Below are 17,749 nucleotides of genomic sequence, written 5' to 3'. Positions count from 1 at the left end.
CGTGATGTTATTTTTTTGCCGGTCTAATCTTGTGGGTCAGCCAGTAATAATCGGACGGATACATCTTCGCGCCTTCGATCGAAGTTGCGCTGATGATGTTGGTTTCCGGATACCCCAGGAACAGAGCCGCGCCATCGTTCAGGATAAGCTGCTGAATATCAATGATGAGCTGGCGCCGTTTTTGTCGGTCGAACTCTGTGGAAAGCTGCGCAAACTTCGCATCCAGGGCAAGATTGCTGTAGCCGGAGCCGTTCTGCGGATTATCACCGTTGTTATTCGTTCGCCAGTACCAGTTTAAGAAAATTTCCGGATCGCCGGTATTGGCCGTTGTTATGTTCGAAATCAAAAGGCCATACTCGCCGTTAATCCCCATTTTATCAATCAAGTTATAGTCCACCGATTTGATTTTTACATCAAAACCAACCTTTTTCGCATCCGACTGTACGGCCTCCGCATAAATCGGCAGTTCCGCGCGGCTGTTGTACACTACAAAATCCACAGTAAGCTTCTTGCCGTCCTTTTCCAGTATGCCGTCGCCGTCCACATCCTTCCAGCCTGCTTCTGCCAAAAGCTGTTTAGCCTGCTCGACATTGTAGCTGTTCGGGTCCCTGAGCTGGTCGAAGCCGTAATCCATCGACGGCGGTACAGGGGCCTTGCCTTCGATAAAGGTTCCTTTCAAAATAACCTCATTATATACCTTTCTGTCGCAGGCGCTGATGAAAGCCGCGCGAACCTTCGGATCGCCCAGGACGCCCTTTTGATTAATCCGTGCCAGTACTGTGCGCAGCGAGGAAATTCTGTCGACATGGAACTTAGCAGTGTCGTTAAAGAGGTTTATGTCACCAGCTGCAATGTTAACCGCCATGTCCACCTCGCCGGACTGCAGCGCCATTGCCCGTGTGTTCGGATCGTCAATGGACGGGATTTCAACTGCTTCATAGGGCACTTCCCCGTCCCAGTAATAAAGGTTTTTTACCAGAACCGCTTTATCCTTGACGAAGGAATTACACATATAAGGACCGGTGCAAATGGGACCTTCCTTGGCAAAATTACGTCCCGCCTCAGCCGATACATCGACAATCAAAAAGAGCGGGTCGGCTAAGAATCCCGGCATATTCGGCTCCGGCTTTTCCGTACGGATCACAAGTGTTTGACCGTCAGCCGTCATGTCCTTATACTTAAAAAATGTCATTGCGCGTTTATTCTTGGCAAAGGCTCTTTCCAGCGAAGCCTTGACAGCTGCTGCATCCAGCGGTTTTCCGTTCGAGAATTTCACCCCGTCTCTGATCTTGAAGGTCCAGGTCATGTGGTCAGCACTGATCTGCCAGCTTTCAGCCAGCCAGGGTGTTACATTCATCTTCTCATCAAATTTTGTAAGGCTTTCCCCTATACCATAACGCATAACTACCCAGCCAAAATAATTTTCTGTCGGTTCCAGTGAATCTGCAAAATTTGTCACACCAATTCTCAGTGTCTTCTTGTCTGTTTCCTTTTTACTACTGCCGCCGCAGCCCGTCATAAAGACCGCTGCCATACAAATAGTAAGCAGCACGCAAATAATTTTCCCCAATTTTTTCATAAACCTCATCCCTTCCCATATGTTTATCTTAATCGCTGAGTCAAGACTCCCGCCTCTACAGGCGGCGTCAGTTCAGGTGGAGTAGACTCTCCACCTGAACCCCCGATGTTTCAGCTCTGCTGAAACGAGTTCACTCAGTTTGTCCGCTGTGGGTCCATGATGTCGCGCAGGCTGTCGCCCCAAAGGTTAAAAATTGCTACGACTATCAAGATCGCAGCCCCCGGATACAGCATCAGCCAGGGAGCCGTCTGGATATGCTGCCTTCCTTCATTGAGCATTAGGCCCCATTCCGGTGTCGGCGGCTGTGCACCAAAGCCCAAAAAGGACAAGCCTGCCAGTTCCATAATCATCGTACCGATATCCATGGCAGCCGTCACGACAATAGTCGGCAGGATATTCGGTAAAATATGGCGCCATAGAATATGTAGCGGTCTTGTCCCAGTGGTTACGGCCGCCGCGATAAAATCACGTTCGCGCTGCTTCAGCGTAAGGCTGCGTCCCAAGCGCGCATATTTAGTCCAGCTCACTGCCGCCAGCGCCAAAATCGTATTCAGTATATTGCCGCCCAGCATGCCGGCAATGGCAATAGCCAGCACGATACCCGGAAAGGCAAGCATCATATCCACCATACGCATAAGCACCGTATCCACCTTGCCGCCCGAGTAGCCTGAAACCACACCGACAGACGTTCCGACCCCCGCAATAATAACTACCAGCGACAGCGTCATCATCAGTGAGGTCTGCGTCCCGTAAAGAATGCGCGACAAGCAGTCGCGCCCGAGCTTATCCGTACCGAATAAATGCTCCGCCGACGGCGCCTGCAGCGACTGCCGCATCACCGCATCATATGGGTCATAAGGCGCCAACCATGGCGCGAATAGCGCAAAACCGGCAATCAACAGAACTAAAAACGTATACAGCCCGAACAAGAACTTGTCCTTTGTCAAAAACGTCACTCAGCGTCCTCCTTTCCGCAGCCGCGGATCAAGATAGGTATAGGAAATATCGACAAGCAGATTAATCCCCATATACAAAACAGCAATCCAGAGGACAAAGCCCTGTACTAAAGGATAATCACGCATCTCAATGGCGTGTACGGCCATCTTGCCGAGTCCCGGCCAGGAAAAGACCATCTCAATAACAGCCACGCCGCCCAACAGCCAGCCAATCGACAGTCCCAGCAACGTAATGAGCGGCAAACAGGCATTTGACAGCACATGCCGCCAGAGAATCTTCCGCATGGGAAATCCCCGCGAACGTGCACCAATGATATACTCCTGCCCCAGTTCCTCCAAAACCGCCGTACGCACCTGCCGCGTGTATTTGGCCGCCATCGCAATGGCCAGCGTAAGCGCTGGAAGCACCATCCGGTCCAGCGACACTACACCGCCTGCAACCGGAAAAAGCCTCAGCTTCAGCCCCAAAACATACAAGAGGATGAGTCCTACCCAAAAGCTCGGCATGGATACGCCTAAAAATGAAATTCCGCGGATCAGATAATCAACCGTGCGGTTTCTATACACGGCGGAAAGAATCCCGCAAGGTACTGAAATCAGGAGCATCATCACCAGAGCCGAGCCTGCTAGCACCAACGTTCCCGGCAGGCACTGCCAAAGGCGCTCAACTACCGGCATCTTCGCCGAGTACGACATACCCATATCCCCTTGCAAGACACCAGTAAACCAGCGGATATACTGTATATGAAAAGGCTGATCCAAGCCCAGCTGTACCCGCGTCTCCGCAATCGTTTCCTCCGAAACAATGGTATCGCCTACCTCCAGCAGCATCTCTACCGGATCTCCCGGCGACAGATACATCAGGCAAAATGTTAGAAAGCTCACACCGATAAGAGCAATCACCATTTGTACCAAGCGATGTACAATCTCTTTTCGATTCAAAGCACCATCTCCTCTAGTAAAAAATAAACTCCCTGCCATAAAAAGCAGGGAGTGATACAGCAAAGTGAAATAAAAAACTCCTGGTGTAAAACCAGGAGTGAATTCAGTAAAATACGCATATAGCACTTAACTGTAATCCCCTCCCCATACCACGTGGGTGAAAACGGTGATTGTCAGATAGGCAGTTCTCCTGGCTTCGGATCATGGCTTGCTTAAACCTTCCCAAGACTGTTGTCCCAGTGGTATACCTTAAGCTTGCTCCCCGTTACAGTGGCGGGACCGCGCCGGCTTTTAACCGGTCTTCCCTATTAAGCCCAAATGGGCACCTAACTCAATATATTCAGTTGTCTGTTAGAGAATATAATATTCTATATTTTTCCAACCATATCATTGGTCGACATAGAACGTCAATGATTATTTCACAACATTCACCATCAGGTAACTCACGCTTACAAAGCGAGGCTGGCGGCCAGCACCACCATTGCAAGATAGACGACAGTACCCACTACAGTAACAATAACTCCCAACTTGACGCCAAATATTGAAAGATTTGTTGGTAATACGCGAGATACAGCATCATATATATTATGAAAAAAGGACGCCACCAAAAGCGTAAAGATTATCTCCTCTGCCACCAGTGCACCGTTTTGTAGCAGCGTTCCGGCAACACCTATGGCCGCAATCATCGTAGGTATACCCGCCAAAATGACCAAAACTCCGGCTGCAGTCAAATTGACCTTGTGTAAAACAGGGGCAACACCTGACAGAATCCCGTTAATATTATCTGTATGCATAAACAGCGCGAAAACAAACGTAACCGGCACAAAAACTACAGCTATATCCCAAAATTGCCAAAAGGCCGTCCTAGCCGCAGCTACCAGATCGATCTTATCGGCTGTCGCACTGGAAAATGCCTGCTGATGTTCCGAATGGCTGGCGTCATCTTGTCGGAAGTTAATGCGATTCCATAAGATGCCAATTACTGTTACAAGAGTACTCATGCCAATGTTTATCGCCATAAATGCCATACCCAGTTTCCAGCCCAACCCGGCGATCAAAGCTGGACTGAAATAAAAGATAGTGAAATAGATGCCGGTAGGCAACGAACCCATCAGATAAACAGCAATGATGCCATTTTTATTTACAACAGCGTTACGCCCAAACTCTGCCAGCATAGCATTAGCCGCATACCTGTTCAGTAAACATAAAATAAAAAATGGGCCTAAAGCTTCCGGCAATTTACCCAGTGAAGTCATTGGCCGCAACACTTTGCTGAACCAATCGAAAAAACGTCCGTTTTTAAGAACAACCCCACAATAACAGCCTAAAAACATGGCCGGTAATGCAGTTTTCCACATTTTCAAAACATCTGCTAATGCTAATGAAATATCCATATTATTATTCCTGTCTTGTTAATATAAAATATTAAAACTCCTGACCGTTTATAGTCAGGAGTGATAACCAGTAAGCTAATATAAAGCTCCTGGCGGTTAGCCAGGAGCGAATTAAACTAGGTACACTTAAAAGTGCCTACTGTAATCCCCTCCCCATACCTCGTGGGTAACAAACGGTGATTGTCAGATAGGCAGTTCTCCTGACTCCGGATCGTTGCTTGCTTAAACCTTCCCAAGACTATCGTCTCAGTGGCATATCTTAAGCTTACTCCCCGTTACAGTGGCGGGACCGCGCCGGCATTTAACCGGACTTCCCTATTAAGCCCTTTAAGGCACCTATCTCGTACTATTCAGTTTTATATTATGGAATTAGAATATCATTCCTGGAAACAGTTGTCAAGCCTTAACCTGCGGACAGAGGTTCCCTATCCCACTATTCCTTTCTATACTTCTTAATCCATTCATCAGTAGAAATCACCTTAGAAAACCGCATAGCCTGAATTATAAGTATCGCCTTGTGAAGCTCCTCTGCCGTTATTTTACCAGCATCATTGGATACATCCAAAGTTCCGGTAGCATCTGACAGAAATTCGACAGAAAATCCAAGGTGGACGGCCTGCCTTGCCGTCGTATCGCAGCACATCTGGGTCATATAGCCGCAGATTACAATTGTATCTATACCCATCCCTTTTAAATAATCTTCAAGTCCGGTACCTGTAAAACTTCCCGGAAGATCCTTATCAAAAATACGTACATATTCTTTTTCCAGAAGCTCTTCACGAATTCCCCACCCCCTACTGCCTTTTACAAAAGCAGCAGCCTGTTGTGTTGCTTCATGTCTGATAAGAATTACCGGAATGTTATTTTGATTAGCTGCCTCTACAGCCTGAAGAATTTTATTAAAACTCCCCGGTGGGTAAGTAACCGGCATTTTTCCGGTAAAGTATTCATTTTGCACATCAATTACGAGTAACGCTTTTTTCACTGTCAATTCCCCCCATATTTCATTCTGGATTATGCTCACATCCTTTGTTATACTAATTATACTGACAGCTCCAATTGTGCCGCGAAAGTATGGAACCATTTCCGATTTCCTCATGAAAGGATTTAATGAAAAATGCTTGATCATACTGATTTGGCGATCATAAAACTATTAAAAACAAACTGCAAAATGCAGCTTAAAGATATCGGTGAACTAGTTCACCTAACAGGCCAGGCAGTTTCGAAGCGAATTTCACGAATGGAAGAGTTAGGTGTAATACAGGGATACTCTGTTTTGCTTGATGAACAACTGTTGGGAACAACCATAACAGCATATATAACCATATTCATGAAAACAACCAATCATCGAGCTTTCCATGTATTCTTACAAAGCCAGGAAGCAGTGGTAGAAGCTAGCCGAATCAGCGGCGATGGCTGTTATCTGCTGAAAGTTCAGGTTAATTCACAAGAAGCTCTGAACTGTTTTTTGGATTCTGTTTTGAACTATGGCAATTACCGAATAAATATTTCTATTGGAAAAATTAAATAGTAAACTGTATAGCTCCTCTATAATCTGACGTTTTACCAAAGAAAGATGCACTAGCTCGTCAACGAATGACTGACTAGTGCATCTTCTTTAGTTACTTATTCTGCTGCTCAGTAAGCATGGCCATAATTTTATCCGGTGTTACCGGCAGTATTGTTAGATTGGCATTAAGAGCATGGTTTATTGCATTTACGGTAGCTGCAGTAATGGGAATCGTCGCAATCTCACCTATGCTTTTGGCTCCATACGGACCATATTCTTCCCCTTTTTCAATTAAGATGACTCTGACAGGCGGCATATCTGGCGCATTAACAAGATGGTATTTGCTAAAGCGGCTGCCACGGGCGATACCTGACTTTTCATCATAAGCAAGATCTTCAGCGATTGCCATACCTAATCCCATTTGAATACCGCCGTGGATCTGCCCTTCGACAAAGCCGGTGTTAATCGCCTGACCAATATCATGTACGGCTACAACGTCCACAACCTTAACAAAACCAGTATAGGTATCTACAGCCACTTCCACAAAATTTGCTGCATAGGAACCCGGATTGGCGGGTGCTTGATAGGTAACAGTACGGATAAGTTCGACCTGATTTTTTTGTTGAATCATAGCCGCCATTTGACCATAGCTCATGCTGTTCTCGGAATTACCGTTACGCCAAATTCTGCCGTCTTCTAACACTATCTCTGCTTCATTGCACGTAAGAATTTTAGCCGCTTCGATTATGAACAAACTGCGCAATTCTTCGGCTGCCTGCATAGCATTGGCACCGCAAACATGAATTACCCGACTGGCCTGGCAGCCAATATCGTATGGACTGACATCGGTATCGGCTTCCGGAGCTTCAATCATATCCAGTGAAATATCCAAGACTTCTGCGACAATCTGCTTCATGGCTGTAACCGTACCATTACCCAGGTCATGTAAACCGGCATTAAGCATAATACTACCGTCTTCCAGCATTCGAATCGTCATTGTACCAAATTCCTGGTATGCGCCGTAATAACCATTTCCATGGGTAGCGCAGGCCATCCCGACTCCGGTTTGCCACCGACCCACACGCTTTGGCTGACTCCATTTTGCGTTCCAGCCAAACGTCTCCGCACCTTTACGCACGCAATCAATAATCCTGGCGTTACCTAGATCAGGCCCGCCGCTCGGATCAGCGTCATAGGGATGCACTAAGTTTTTCAGGCGAAATTCAACTGGGTCCATATTTAAATGTCTTGCTGCATTATCCAAATTGATTTCGGCAATTGTTTGAACTTGCGGCGAACCATAGCCCCGTGCAGCCCCCGCTATGGTTGTATTGGTATGTACAGCTAGCGCTTGATAATGTTGGTTCGGAATGCGGTATAGTCTAAACAGTTTTTTGGCCATAGCATAACAAATGGCACGACCATTTGAAGTATACGACCCGGTATCAACAATGTGTTTCATATCCCGCGCCAAAATCTTGCCTTCAGGGCTTACCATTGTTTTTACATAACCAATCGTCTTTGTTCTTGTACGAGTGGCTACAATACTTGCCCACCGGTCAAACTCAATTTTCACTGGTCTGTTCAAATCTTTAGCAAAATAAGCACAATATGCTTCAAGGGTTACTTCTTGTTTGCCGCCAAACGATCCGCCGATAGGAGTTTTGATAACTCGAACCTTGTGATACGGTACCCCTAACACCTTAGCCACAATGAGGCGCACCGAATATACAATCTGACAGGGGCTGTATACTGTCATTCTCCCCCGATGGTCTGGTACGGCAATACATACATGGTTTTCCATGGCCGCATGATGAATTTTGGGTGTTTCCACCCGGTCTTCAACCACTAAACCTGCATTTGTTTTTAGAACAGCTTCAACATCACCACAGTTAGCTTCCATTGTGAAAAATGGATTGCCGCTATCATGGAGAGCAACCTGTCCACTAAGTGCCTCCTCTGGATCAATAACAAATGGCAAAGTATCGTACTCAGCCTTGATAAGGTCTGCCGCCGCCAGAGCTGCCTCCTTAGTTTCTGCGACTACCGCTGCTACCGTATCACCAATATATCGTACTACTTCTGGAAAAAGCTCCTGATCCTCGACCGCATTCTGTCCGGCAAACCACATTTGCGAATTAAATTTTATCTGCGTTGAGTTGTCACGTTGATATATTTTTACAACGCCAGGCACAGCCATGGCCTCAGAAATGTCAATATTCTTGATTCGAGCGTGGGGAACCTGACTAAATACCAGTTGGGCATATAAAATCCCATCCACAACCATGTCCCCAGTATATTTTATGCTGCCGCTTGCTTTAGCCGCTCCATCCTCGATGGGTATGGACCTGCCAACATACTTAAAATTGTGCGCAGGTTTAGCGTCCATTTCGTTACCTCCTGATTCCATCGTAATTAATTATTTTCGCAAGCGTCAAACAATAGTCCGGTCAAGTCGTAAGCCAGGCCCTTAACAGCGGCCCTTTTGTACGGATGTGAAACCCGGCCTGTTATCATCTCGTCTACCGTTTCAACAAGCAGCTGTGATAAATCGTCAGCAAAATGTTCATCAACTACCCGTTGACTGAAGAATTGCTGTACTTTAAGCGGACATACCGGCACTTTCCCCAAAGCGCCCATTGCTGCCTTACCGACAATAATCATCTTTTTACTGCGATCATACATAATATTGGCAGCCAAACTCACCTTGGCAATCGTCACCTGTGACCGGCTGCCAATTTTCACAAACCCGCTGCGACTCTCCCCAGGAGTCGGAATAACAATTTCTGTTATTATTTCTTTAGCCTGAAGCCCGTTCAAGGCTTCTGTTAATGTCAGGATGCGAGGGCCTTTACTGCCTGCAGTATGTATACCGGCAGTAAAAGCAGCAAGTACCGGCAGACTGTCACCGGCAGGCGAAGCACTGGCAATATTGCCGCCAATTGTCGCCCGGTTTCTGATTTGCACCGAACCGACTCGACTTGCAGCCTGTGCCAGGGCGCTGGTTCTGGCCTTAATAATCGGACTGGCCGCGATGGCGGCAAAGGTCGTACCGCCGCCAATCCTTATTTCAGAACCAAAATCTTTTATATATTTAAGATCTGCGACTTGCGAAAGGTCTATCACCAATTCGGCCTTGTCCCCAATACCATTATTGATAAAATCAGTGCCGCCGCTAATAAACACTGTTCGGACAGAGGTCTGCGTAATTGCCCGCAAAACATCCTCCAACCTCAAAAAACCTGCGATTCTATAGCCGGTCATCTGCTTTAGCCTCCATTCAATTCGCCAGCAGCGGCCTTAACTGCTTTGATAATATTTACATAGCCGGTACACCGGCAAAGGTTCCCAGCAAGAGCCTCTTTTATCTCCGCTTCAGTTGGGTTAGTGTTTTTCATTAACAAGGCTTTGGTACTCATAACCATGCCTGGCGTACAGTACCCGCACTGTACAGCACCATTTTCGACAAATGCGTGCTGCACAGCATCCAGCCCGCCATTAGGCGCTAAGCCTTCAATTGTCAGTATTTCGACATCTCGGGCCTGATACGCAAGCACCATACAGGAATTAACAGCCGCCCCGTTCATGATGACAGTGCAAGCACCGCATTCACCTTCGCCACAGCCTTCTTTGGCACCTGTCAATTTCAGTTTTAGCCGCAGGATGTCAAGCAGCCTTTCCTGCGGTTCTACCTCTAACATATGCTGTTTGCCATTTACAGTAAGGTTAATTAGCATTTCTTCCCTCCTATCAGATTGTCGGGTATTTCTTTGCCGGAAATTTTGCTGCCTTACCCGACAATCAAAGTTTTTGCGCATTTGGCTTATGCTATGTTTTACAAAACATAAGGAGGGGGAAGACTGTAGAGATACAGGCTTCCCCGGGATACGGCCTGCTTACTCTTCTTCTTTCACGTCTACCACGTCGCTGGATGCCTTTTGGGTAAAGAACACCTTGCATGCCGCGATAATTTGAAACAGGAATATAAAGAGCACCAAAAATCCGCCTGCCGTTGCCAACGCCTTAACGCCGTCAACACCCTGAGCGCCGCCGCCGAAAGCTGCCATGACCACAGCCACGACACCGATGATAATACCCCAAATGATCTTGATGAAGCCGGGAGGCTCGGTACCGATGGGAACGTCCTTCATGCACATGGAACCTACGTTTGTCAGGGTAGCGTCAGCCGCCGTAACAAAAGAAATGAAGATGATAATGATATTCACAGGAATAACGATGGCCCCAAGGCCGAAGGGCAGATGCTTGAGGAACTCCCACAGGGCCATAACCGCGCCGCCCTCTTTGATAGCGCCCACCAGGTCGGCCGTACCGGTCATCTGCATGTACAGTGCGCTGTTGCCCCAGATACTGAACCATATCAGGCCGAACACCGAAGGAAGAATCCAGTTAACGACGAGAAATTCCCGGATGGTGCGCCCCCTGGCCATCATGGCCAGGAAGATGCCGGTTACCGGCGCATAGGCAATCCAGCAAGCCCAGTCAAACAAGGTCCAGGAGCGGGTAAGGGCTGCGCCACCGATATCGATGGGATCCAAGCCCCACAGCCAAAATTGATGCAGCCACACGCCCAGACCGGCGGTGCTGTTGCGCAGGATGAACAGCATGGGGCCGGTGAACAGCAGCAGAACCAGAATGCCGTAGTAGAACCAGGCGTTGAGGTTGCCTAGCACCTTCAGACCCTTGTCCATGCCAATGTAAGATGAGAAGGTGAAGCTGGCAATTAACACCACGCCGATCAGCACAAACAGAGGTATGCTTTCCTGTATGCCGTAGGTACGCAGGCCGGTGACTACCAACGTGATGCACATGGCAAGGCCGCCGCAGATGCCCACGCCCAGGGCCAGCATGGAAAGACAATCCACACAGGAAGACAGAACACCCTTGGTGATCCGCTGGCCGAAAACGGGCTGAAGGGTAGCGGTAATATTGAGCTTTTGCTTTTTGTTAAAATACAGGTAGGCTACCAGTACACCGCACAGAGCATAAATCGAATAGGGCATAAAGGTCCAGTTATAAAAACTGCGCCCCATGGCAAATCGCGCCGCTTCTGCGGTAAAGGGCGTAATGCCCAGCGTGTCCAGCTCGCCCCAGACATTACCGTAATAGATCAGAGGCTCGTTGACACCCCAAGTGACGATGCCTGTGGCAACGCCGCCAGTGAGGGTCATGGCAAACCAGGTCCAGAAGGGGTATTTGGGATGGGCCTCCGCGCCGCCCAGCTTGATGTTGCCTACTTTGGAAAACGTGATAATGGCCACCAGAATAGTACTGCTCATTAACGCATACTGGTATAGCCAGCCAAAGTTCTCCAAAGACCAGGTAAAGAACGCCTGAGAGCTTTGGGTCAGCGCCTTGTTATTCACAATTCCGATGATTGCCGCAATGCTGAAGAGAATGATGCCTGGAATAAAAACGTCCTTGCGGACACCGTCCCAAAAACCCTTGCCGGAGTTTTTCTCTACCGGAGTATGGATTTGTGTGCTCATAAGCTCTGCCTTCCTTTCGTGCGCACATTGTGCGCCTCATATATATTTCTATCGAAATCATCGCTCTCAATATATTAGCTGCATCCCCCTCTATGTTATGTGCTCTTCTCGGAAAACAGAGATATTATATGGATCAAGGCATTTGCCTTGGTCTTTTTTACCTAAAAGGAATAGGATAAGCTAGTAATAAGATTGCGTCTACCATCTGGGCTATCACCATTCTTATCTTTCATATCATTGTATTGCACAGCTAGAATGGCGTTTTTGAATACCGTGTACTCAATCCCATATTCAAAGCCTTTGGTGTCGTTAAGAGCGGCAAGGCCTCCAGCTACATCGCTAGATTCCGGAGTGCTCCACCATTCTGGGTCAAAGCCTTTATCAGCTTTTCTATAGCCTACCCAAGCACCATAGGAATGCACTTTAGCAGCGTTAGCACCCAGGTATTTCAGATTGCTATACCAAGCTTTGGCCTCAGAACCATTATTTGCTTGTTTCGCGTTGTCAGCTCCATTTTTGCCATATTCCGCTTTTAGGACAAATTTGTTAAAGGCATAACTGAACCCAATAGCCTTTGTTTTATATTCATTATAATCTTGACTGTCTGTAAAATAAGCTAAGCTCATGTCAAAGTTAGGAGAAAACGCATAGTTTAGATCAGCATACGCATAGTTAGGCGAATCCCAGCCTGTTGTACTATGATACTTGGCAGCACCTACGTTAACTTTCACTTTATTCCCAAAACTAATTTTCGCTCCATCCCAATCATGCCAGGTATCACAAGTAATACCTTTACCAACAGACATAACCATACGCCCTGCGGTAAAATTCACGCCCTCAAAAAGTTTGCCTGATAAATAGGCAAGATCTATATAGGCATCGCCAGCTTCGTTAGTTTTCTTGGATTCACTGTGAAACCGGGCATTAAAGGCTACATCATCTGACATCTGAGTAGCCATATTTAAACGCACACGCGTCTTCATCGTTGTGGAGTCGATACCAGTACTAGGATCAACCTTTGTCCACTCATAACGCTCACGGAACTCTCCCGAGAACTTAATATTACCCTGCTTCTTTTCTACCTTAGTCAGGCGAACATTTAAGCCTTCCAGTTCGGCTTCGTACTCCGCAGCCAATTTTTCAATGAGGGCTTTATCAGTTGCATTAGCTTTGTCAGCATGAGCTATCGCGCTAGCAACAACAGCAGCCATTTCATAGCGGCTAACTGCTCTTTCACCTTGATAACTGCCATCGCCGCCACCGGTAATGATGCCATCGTTAGCCAACTGCTGAACAGCGTCATACGACCAATGTTTCACCGGAACGTCCGCGAAAGGATTAGCGGCAAAAGCTGTCCCGGCAATACTTAGTCCAAATACTAGGGCTAACGTAGCTGCTATATTCTGTTTCATCTACTACCTCCTTGAATTCTTCATAAATATTTGTTACTATAATGTAATTGAATTAATTTTATTTCTTTTTTGCCGCTTTGCTCTGTTGCCACAGAGTAGGCGGCTTTTTTTTATTTTTCCGTTCAATATTCACCTCCTCATTTGCTCTCCAAAACGGAAATAAAATTATGTTGCAAGTCAGTTACACACTCCCCCCCTCTGGTGCTGTATACTCCCGGGTTATCACTGGTCCCTTTACTCATCTCTGTATCATCATCTTTCCGGGAGCCTACATCATTGTTCAATCCGGGCTTTATTAACTATTAATTACGTCTAAGAGGACGCCGGATTTCAGTAATTTATAGGCATTGGCAATATCGATGGTAAGATTGCGGTCTTGTACTAAAAAGGGGATGACCTCGCGGATCTTTTGGTGCACACTATGACCAGCATCACCCAATCTGAATTCTCCTTCTTGCCGCAAATCACAGGCTTGGGCAGCATGAATGGCTTCGATGCCAAGAATATAATAGAGGTTATCAACAATCTTCCGGGTCTTTTGCACCACATAGGGAGTATTGCTGCAATGATCTTCAATATCGCCAGCAACCGCATAAAAATCCATGCTTACCGGATTAGCCAAATGCCTAATCTCCGCATCAAGCGCAGTAAACGGTTTTTGAATTGTACCAAAAGCAATTACATGTTCCGGGTCAGGCGTCAAAAACCGTGGTAGACCAGTAAAGTGCCCAGTGCTTAACTTGATCGTTCGGAAGCAAGCGGCCCGTGAAAGGTGGCTGAGCGCTATGCCAATCATTTCAAAAGCTACTGCCCAGTTAACGACTTCAAAATTACCACAGGACATGATTGCATTTTGATTCATTAGCACACAAGGGTTGTCATCTGAAGAATTCATCTGAATATCCATAAGTTCTTCGAGATAATTGAGCGAATCGCGAACAGCACCATGAATATGGCAGGCGCAGCGGAAACAAAGTGGATCTTGCAGGGCATTCGCAATGTTTGGCACCCAAAGATAGCTGCCTTTGAGAAGGTTTCTTACATTGGCCGCGCTTTCGTTTTGCCCTTTGAAGCGGCGCACCCGGTTGATTTCCTCATTAAGCGGGCTGACATTACCCTTAAAAGCTTCCAGGCTGAAACTGTAAATTACGTCTGCCAGCGTAATCAGTTTTTTTAGTTCATATAAAACCAAGGCACCCTGACCTGCCGCCAAAGCATTAGAACTTACAAGTGCCAGTCCATCTTTCGGGCCTAAAAGAATTGGTTCAAGGCCAGCCTTTGTCAAAGCATCTTTAGCCGGCATCTTTTCGCCATGATAGTAGGCCTCGCCCTCGCCAATCATAGTTAAAGCAATATGTGACAAACAAGCAATGTCTGCTTCCCCGATTGAGCCGCGTTCCGGCACAACCGGAGTAATATTATTATTAAGAAGATCACGATACATATAAGCGATCACCGGACTCATTCCTGTATAGCCTAATAACAACGTATTGAGCCTTATTACAATCATGGCGCGCACTTCTGCCTGCGACGCTTCAGGACCTAAGGCTACGCAGTGAGACCTAATCATATTGATATTGAACTGATTATAGTAATCGGCCTCAATCTTTCTATCCTTATTGGCACCAACCCCGGTGTTAAACCCATAAACCGGAACATTACTGTTAGCAAGTCTGTAAACAAATTCTCTAGATTCTTCCATTTTCTGTTGCGCCGCTGGAGCAATCACCACCTGTACGCCATTGATGGCGACTTGCGCCACTTCATCAATAGTAAGATTATTGCCTGTTAACACCACGGTATCCTTATTCAAAATATCCGCCCCTCTCTATCGCTGCCTTTGAGGCATTATTACTAGTCAATAGCATCAAGTTTTCATAATTATCTCAAATCCCTATGCCTACCTTAATATTTGCAAAATTCGTGCCAAGCGGGCTTATTCTTGCTAAATAATTTTTGTCCCTTACTTTCAACCTTTTGCATTCAAATCGTACTACGTATTTCTATCGTAGTGCAACATAAGCAACAACCGCAATAAAACCTTGCGCATCATTTTGTTGCATACTGCTTTACAACCAGGCCAATATTGACTAAACTATTATTATCAGGTGGTGAATTGGAAACATGGATATCGATAAATCGTTATATTTACAAACTATTGCCAATTACATGCAAGATTCGGTCTATGTAATCAACAAGTTCGGCGAAGAATTATTCTACAATAACAAAATAGAGCGGTTTGAGCCTTCAGAGCGAAAACATATGCTTGAGGAACTGCGTGGTGTATTTTTTACAGGTAAACCGTCATTTGATAAATACAATACATATCGCACGGTAGATCACCGTGAAGTACATATGCTCTCAACCATAGTTCCCATTGAAAGCCACGGTGAAATTGTAGCCGTTTGCTCAATTAACAAAAATATTACCGAAATGACCAATTTACTTAATAAAGTATACAAACTGCAAGAGCAATTGCAATCGTACTGTGACGGCAGAAATGACTTACAAAACGGCACCAGCTATGATTTTGAATGCTTAATTGGTAAAAGTCCGCAAATGGGCCCAGTTATAGATAAGGCGAAAAAAGCTGCATTCAGCTTTGCCCCCATATTACTAACAGGCGAAACTGGTACCGGAAAAGAAATTTTTGCCCAAAGCATCCATAATTATAGTCCTTCTCGTTCCCATCCGTTTGTCGCTTTGAATTGTGCGGCTATCCCTGAAACCTTACTGGAGAGTATGATTTTTGGCACAACCAAGGGAGCTTTTACCGGTGCCGAAAACACACAAGGGTTGTTGGAACAGGCGGGAAAGGGGACCTTATTTTTAGATGAAATAAATAGTATGAGTTTAGTACTGCAGGCAAAGCTGCTGCGAATTCTTGAGGAGAAAAAATTTCGTCGTCTTGGCAGTAACCATGAAGCACCTGTTAACTGCCGGATAATTAGTTCTACCAACATTGATTGCCACACTCTGCTATCCGAAAACAAGATGCGAGAAGACTTCTATTATCGCATAGCTGTTGTTAATTTAACTATCCCACCCCTACGCGAACGCCAGGAAGATATTTTACTGCTTGCCAAATACTTCATTAGCAAATTCAACAAAGCCTATGGCAAACAGATAACCCAGCTTTCACCTGATTTGGAAGACATTCTTCTTAAGCATAGTTGGCCTGGTAATGTTCGTGAATTATGCCATGTATTTGAAAATGCCATTAGTTTTTCCGATAATGAGACAACCTTAACTTCGGCCTATCTTCCCGATTATTTTCATAAACAATCATTAGCATATATGCGACCCACAGCGCTTGGCAGCACCAGAAACCAATCGTTACCCCAAACACTTGACGAGTTAGAGCGCAAGCTGATTATCAATGCCCTCACAGCAAATAACGGTAACATTACCCAAGCAGCCCTATCACTTGGCATCCACCGGCAAAACCTGCAAGCTCGCATAAAAAAACTAAACATTACCAAAAATATACGTTTTTCTGTTGAATAACAAAAGGCCTGCTCTCACAAAATGAGCATCAGGCCTTTTTACTAAAAATATAAACATGCTTACTTCATTGCTTTGATTGCTTATCCTTTTGATTACTGACATTTTGCGTATATCATCAAAATATCAAAGAAGGAATGTCCCCTTTTAGAGGAACATTCCTTCTTTTTAGCCATAACGCCTTCGGCGCGGCCTATTAAATCGGCGCACTACTTATGTCCATTGCCCTTATCATTATTATGCTCATGAACTTTTTTGTTATCTTTCTTATCACCCTTATCTTGCTGCTGTTTATCCTTGTTACTATTTGGGTCATGCTTATGATCATAGCGCTCATCATCGCTACGATCCTGATTCCGACCCTGTTCGTAATATTCGTCATGATTTCTATCCTTGTCATGATCAAGCTCATGCTTGTCACCAGGATATCTATCGTGTTCGTCAATGTCTATGTAATTTATATCTAGACCACGTACATGGGCATCATCAACCAATAAAGTATATCTGCGTTTTAATTCCTGAACTTTAAGGCCGTGCAGCTTAGCGATTTCGCCCCAGCCCATATTTTTCTTACGGAGGACGACAATATCATCTATAGGCAGACCAGCGTACTCGGCAACCGCGTACATCATTGATATATCACCAAAACCAAAATCAAAATTAGCTTGCAGTCGCACGACTTCAGACGTTAGAATTGGGCGGTCGTAATGTGACGACAGCACATGGGCAAATTTCATGCTATCAGAATAAGTATCTGACTTATAAAAACTGACATCGCCAATACGGATGGCGGTTGTCGACGTCGAAACACTGGTCGCATCAACACTGATCGGAACAATACATGTCAGAGCTGCGGTAACTGCCAAAGCAGTAGTATAACGTTTTAATAACATAAATATCTCCCTCCTTTTCCTATTTATTTTATCATTTTGACCATCGAGTCAG

The 17,749-nt window shown here is 45.8% G+C and carries 14 protein-coding genes and 2 riboswitches; of the genes, 2 read left to right on the top strand and 12 right to left on the bottom strand.

Features of this window, described 5'->3' with window-relative positions; all coding sequences use genetic code 11:
* Positions 1-7: 7 nt before the first annotated feature.
* The 5 genes from ACZ449_RS23985 to ACZ449_RS23965 form a co-directional block, all read right to left on the bottom strand.
* Positions 8-1,579 (bottom strand): ABC transporter substrate-binding protein, encoded by a 1,572-nt coding sequence (locus ACZ449_RS23985; protein WP_464258556.1) that lies wholly within the window; start codon positions 1,577-1,579, stop codon positions 8-10.
* A 134-nt stretch (positions 1,580-1,713) separates the two neighbouring features.
* The gene (nikC, locus tag ACZ449_RS23980; RefSeq protein WP_464261937.1) at positions 1,714-2,526 is read right to left on the bottom strand and encodes a nickel transporter permease; all 813 of its coding nucleotides are present in this window, start codon (positions 2,524-2,526) and stop codon (positions 1,714-1,716) included.
* A gap of 9 nt (positions 2,527-2,535) precedes the next feature.
* Positions 2,536-3,516 carry a nickel ABC transporter permease gene (nikB, locus tag ACZ449_RS23975; protein WP_464261936.1) on the bottom strand — a complete coding sequence of 327 codons (981 nt, stop codon included), beginning with the start codon at positions 3,514-3,516 and terminating at the stop codon, positions 2,536-2,538.
* Positions 3,517-3,640: 124 nt separating this feature from the next.
* Positions 3,641-3,822, bottom strand: a riboswitch (cobalamin riboswitch).
* 104 nt (positions 3,823-3,926) lie between these two features.
* The gene (locus ACZ449_RS23970; RefSeq protein ID WP_464258555.1) at positions 3,927-4,871 is read right to left on the bottom strand and encodes a hypothetical protein; all 945 of its coding nucleotides are present in this window, start codon (positions 4,869-4,871) and stop codon (positions 3,927-3,929) included.
* A gap of 173 nt (positions 4,872-5,044) precedes the next feature.
* Positions 5,045-5,226: riboswitch (cobalamin riboswitch) on the bottom strand.
* Between the two features lie 78 nt (positions 5,227-5,304).
* Positions 5,305-5,856 (bottom strand): cysteine hydrolase family protein, encoded by a 552-nt coding sequence (locus ACZ449_RS23965; RefSeq protein ID WP_464258554.1) that lies wholly within the window; start codon positions 5,854-5,856, stop codon positions 5,305-5,307.
* Between the two features lie 132 nt (positions 5,857-5,988).
* On the opposite strand from ACZ449_RS23965, the gene ACZ449_RS23960 reads away from it, so the two are divergent.
* Positions 5,989-6,402 (top strand): Lrp/AsnC family transcriptional regulator, encoded by a 414-nt coding sequence (locus ACZ449_RS23960; RefSeq protein ID WP_464258553.1) that lies wholly within the window; start codon positions 5,989-5,991, stop codon positions 6,400-6,402.
* Positions 6,403-6,493: 91 nt separating this feature from the next.
* Here the strand turns inward: ACZ449_RS23960 and ACZ449_RS23955 are convergent, their stop codons facing one another.
* From ACZ449_RS23955 to ACZ449_RS23930, 6 genes are all read right to left on the bottom strand, one after another.
* On the bottom strand, positions 6,494-8,770 hold the full coding sequence (locus ACZ449_RS23955; RefSeq protein ID WP_464258552.1) for a xanthine dehydrogenase family protein molybdopterin-binding subunit: 2,277 nt from the start codon (positions 8,768-8,770) through the stop codon (positions 6,494-6,496).
* A 26-nt stretch (positions 8,771-8,796) separates the two neighbouring features.
* Positions 8,797-9,645, bottom strand: a complete 849-nt coding sequence (locus ACZ449_RS23950) for an FAD binding domain-containing protein (protein ID WP_464258551.1) — start codon at positions 9,643-9,645, stop codon at positions 8,797-8,799.
* A 5-nt stretch (positions 9,646-9,650) separates the two neighbouring features.
* Positions 9,651-10,118 (bottom strand): (2Fe-2S)-binding protein, encoded by a 468-nt coding sequence (locus ACZ449_RS23945; protein WP_464258550.1) that lies wholly within the window; start codon positions 10,116-10,118, stop codon positions 9,651-9,653.
* A gap of 159 nt (positions 10,119-10,277) precedes the next feature.
* The gene (locus ACZ449_RS23940) at positions 10,278-11,888 is read right to left on the bottom strand and encodes a BCCT family transporter (protein ID WP_464258549.1); all 1,611 of its coding nucleotides are present in this window, start codon (positions 11,886-11,888) and stop codon (positions 10,278-10,280) included.
* Between the two features lie 161 nt (positions 11,889-12,049).
* Complete coding sequence (locus ACZ449_RS23935) at positions 12,050-13,300, bottom strand: S-layer homology domain-containing protein (protein WP_464258548.1); 1,251 nt, start codon at positions 13,298-13,300, stop codon at positions 12,050-12,052.
* A gap of 295 nt (positions 13,301-13,595) precedes the next feature.
* Complete coding sequence (locus ACZ449_RS23930; RefSeq protein WP_464258547.1) at positions 13,596-15,113, bottom strand: HAL/PAL/TAL family ammonia-lyase; 1,518 nt, start codon at positions 15,111-15,113, stop codon at positions 13,596-13,598.
* A gap of 311 nt (positions 15,114-15,424) precedes the next feature.
* Here ACZ449_RS23930 and ACZ449_RS23925 point away from each other — a divergent pair, with 311 nt between their 5' ends.
* The gene (locus ACZ449_RS23925) at positions 15,425-16,807 is read left to right on the top strand and encodes a sigma-54 interaction domain-containing protein (protein ID WP_464258546.1); all 1,383 of its coding nucleotides are present in this window, start codon (positions 15,425-15,427) and stop codon (positions 16,805-16,807) included.
* A gap of 206 nt (positions 16,808-17,013) precedes the next feature.
* On the opposite strand, the gene ACZ449_RS23920 is transcribed toward ACZ449_RS23925, so the two are convergent.
* Positions 17,014-17,697, bottom strand: coding sequence for a hypothetical protein (locus ACZ449_RS23920; protein WP_464258545.1), 684 nt, complete (start codon positions 17,695-17,697; stop codon positions 17,014-17,016).
* Between the last annotated feature and the right edge of the window lie 52 nt (positions 17,698-17,749).

This window comes from Desulfosporomusa polytropa (assembly GCF_055380075.1).
The sequence above is the reverse complement of the archived record's forward strand: the minus strand, read 5'-3'. Positions and strand labels throughout refer to the sequence as shown.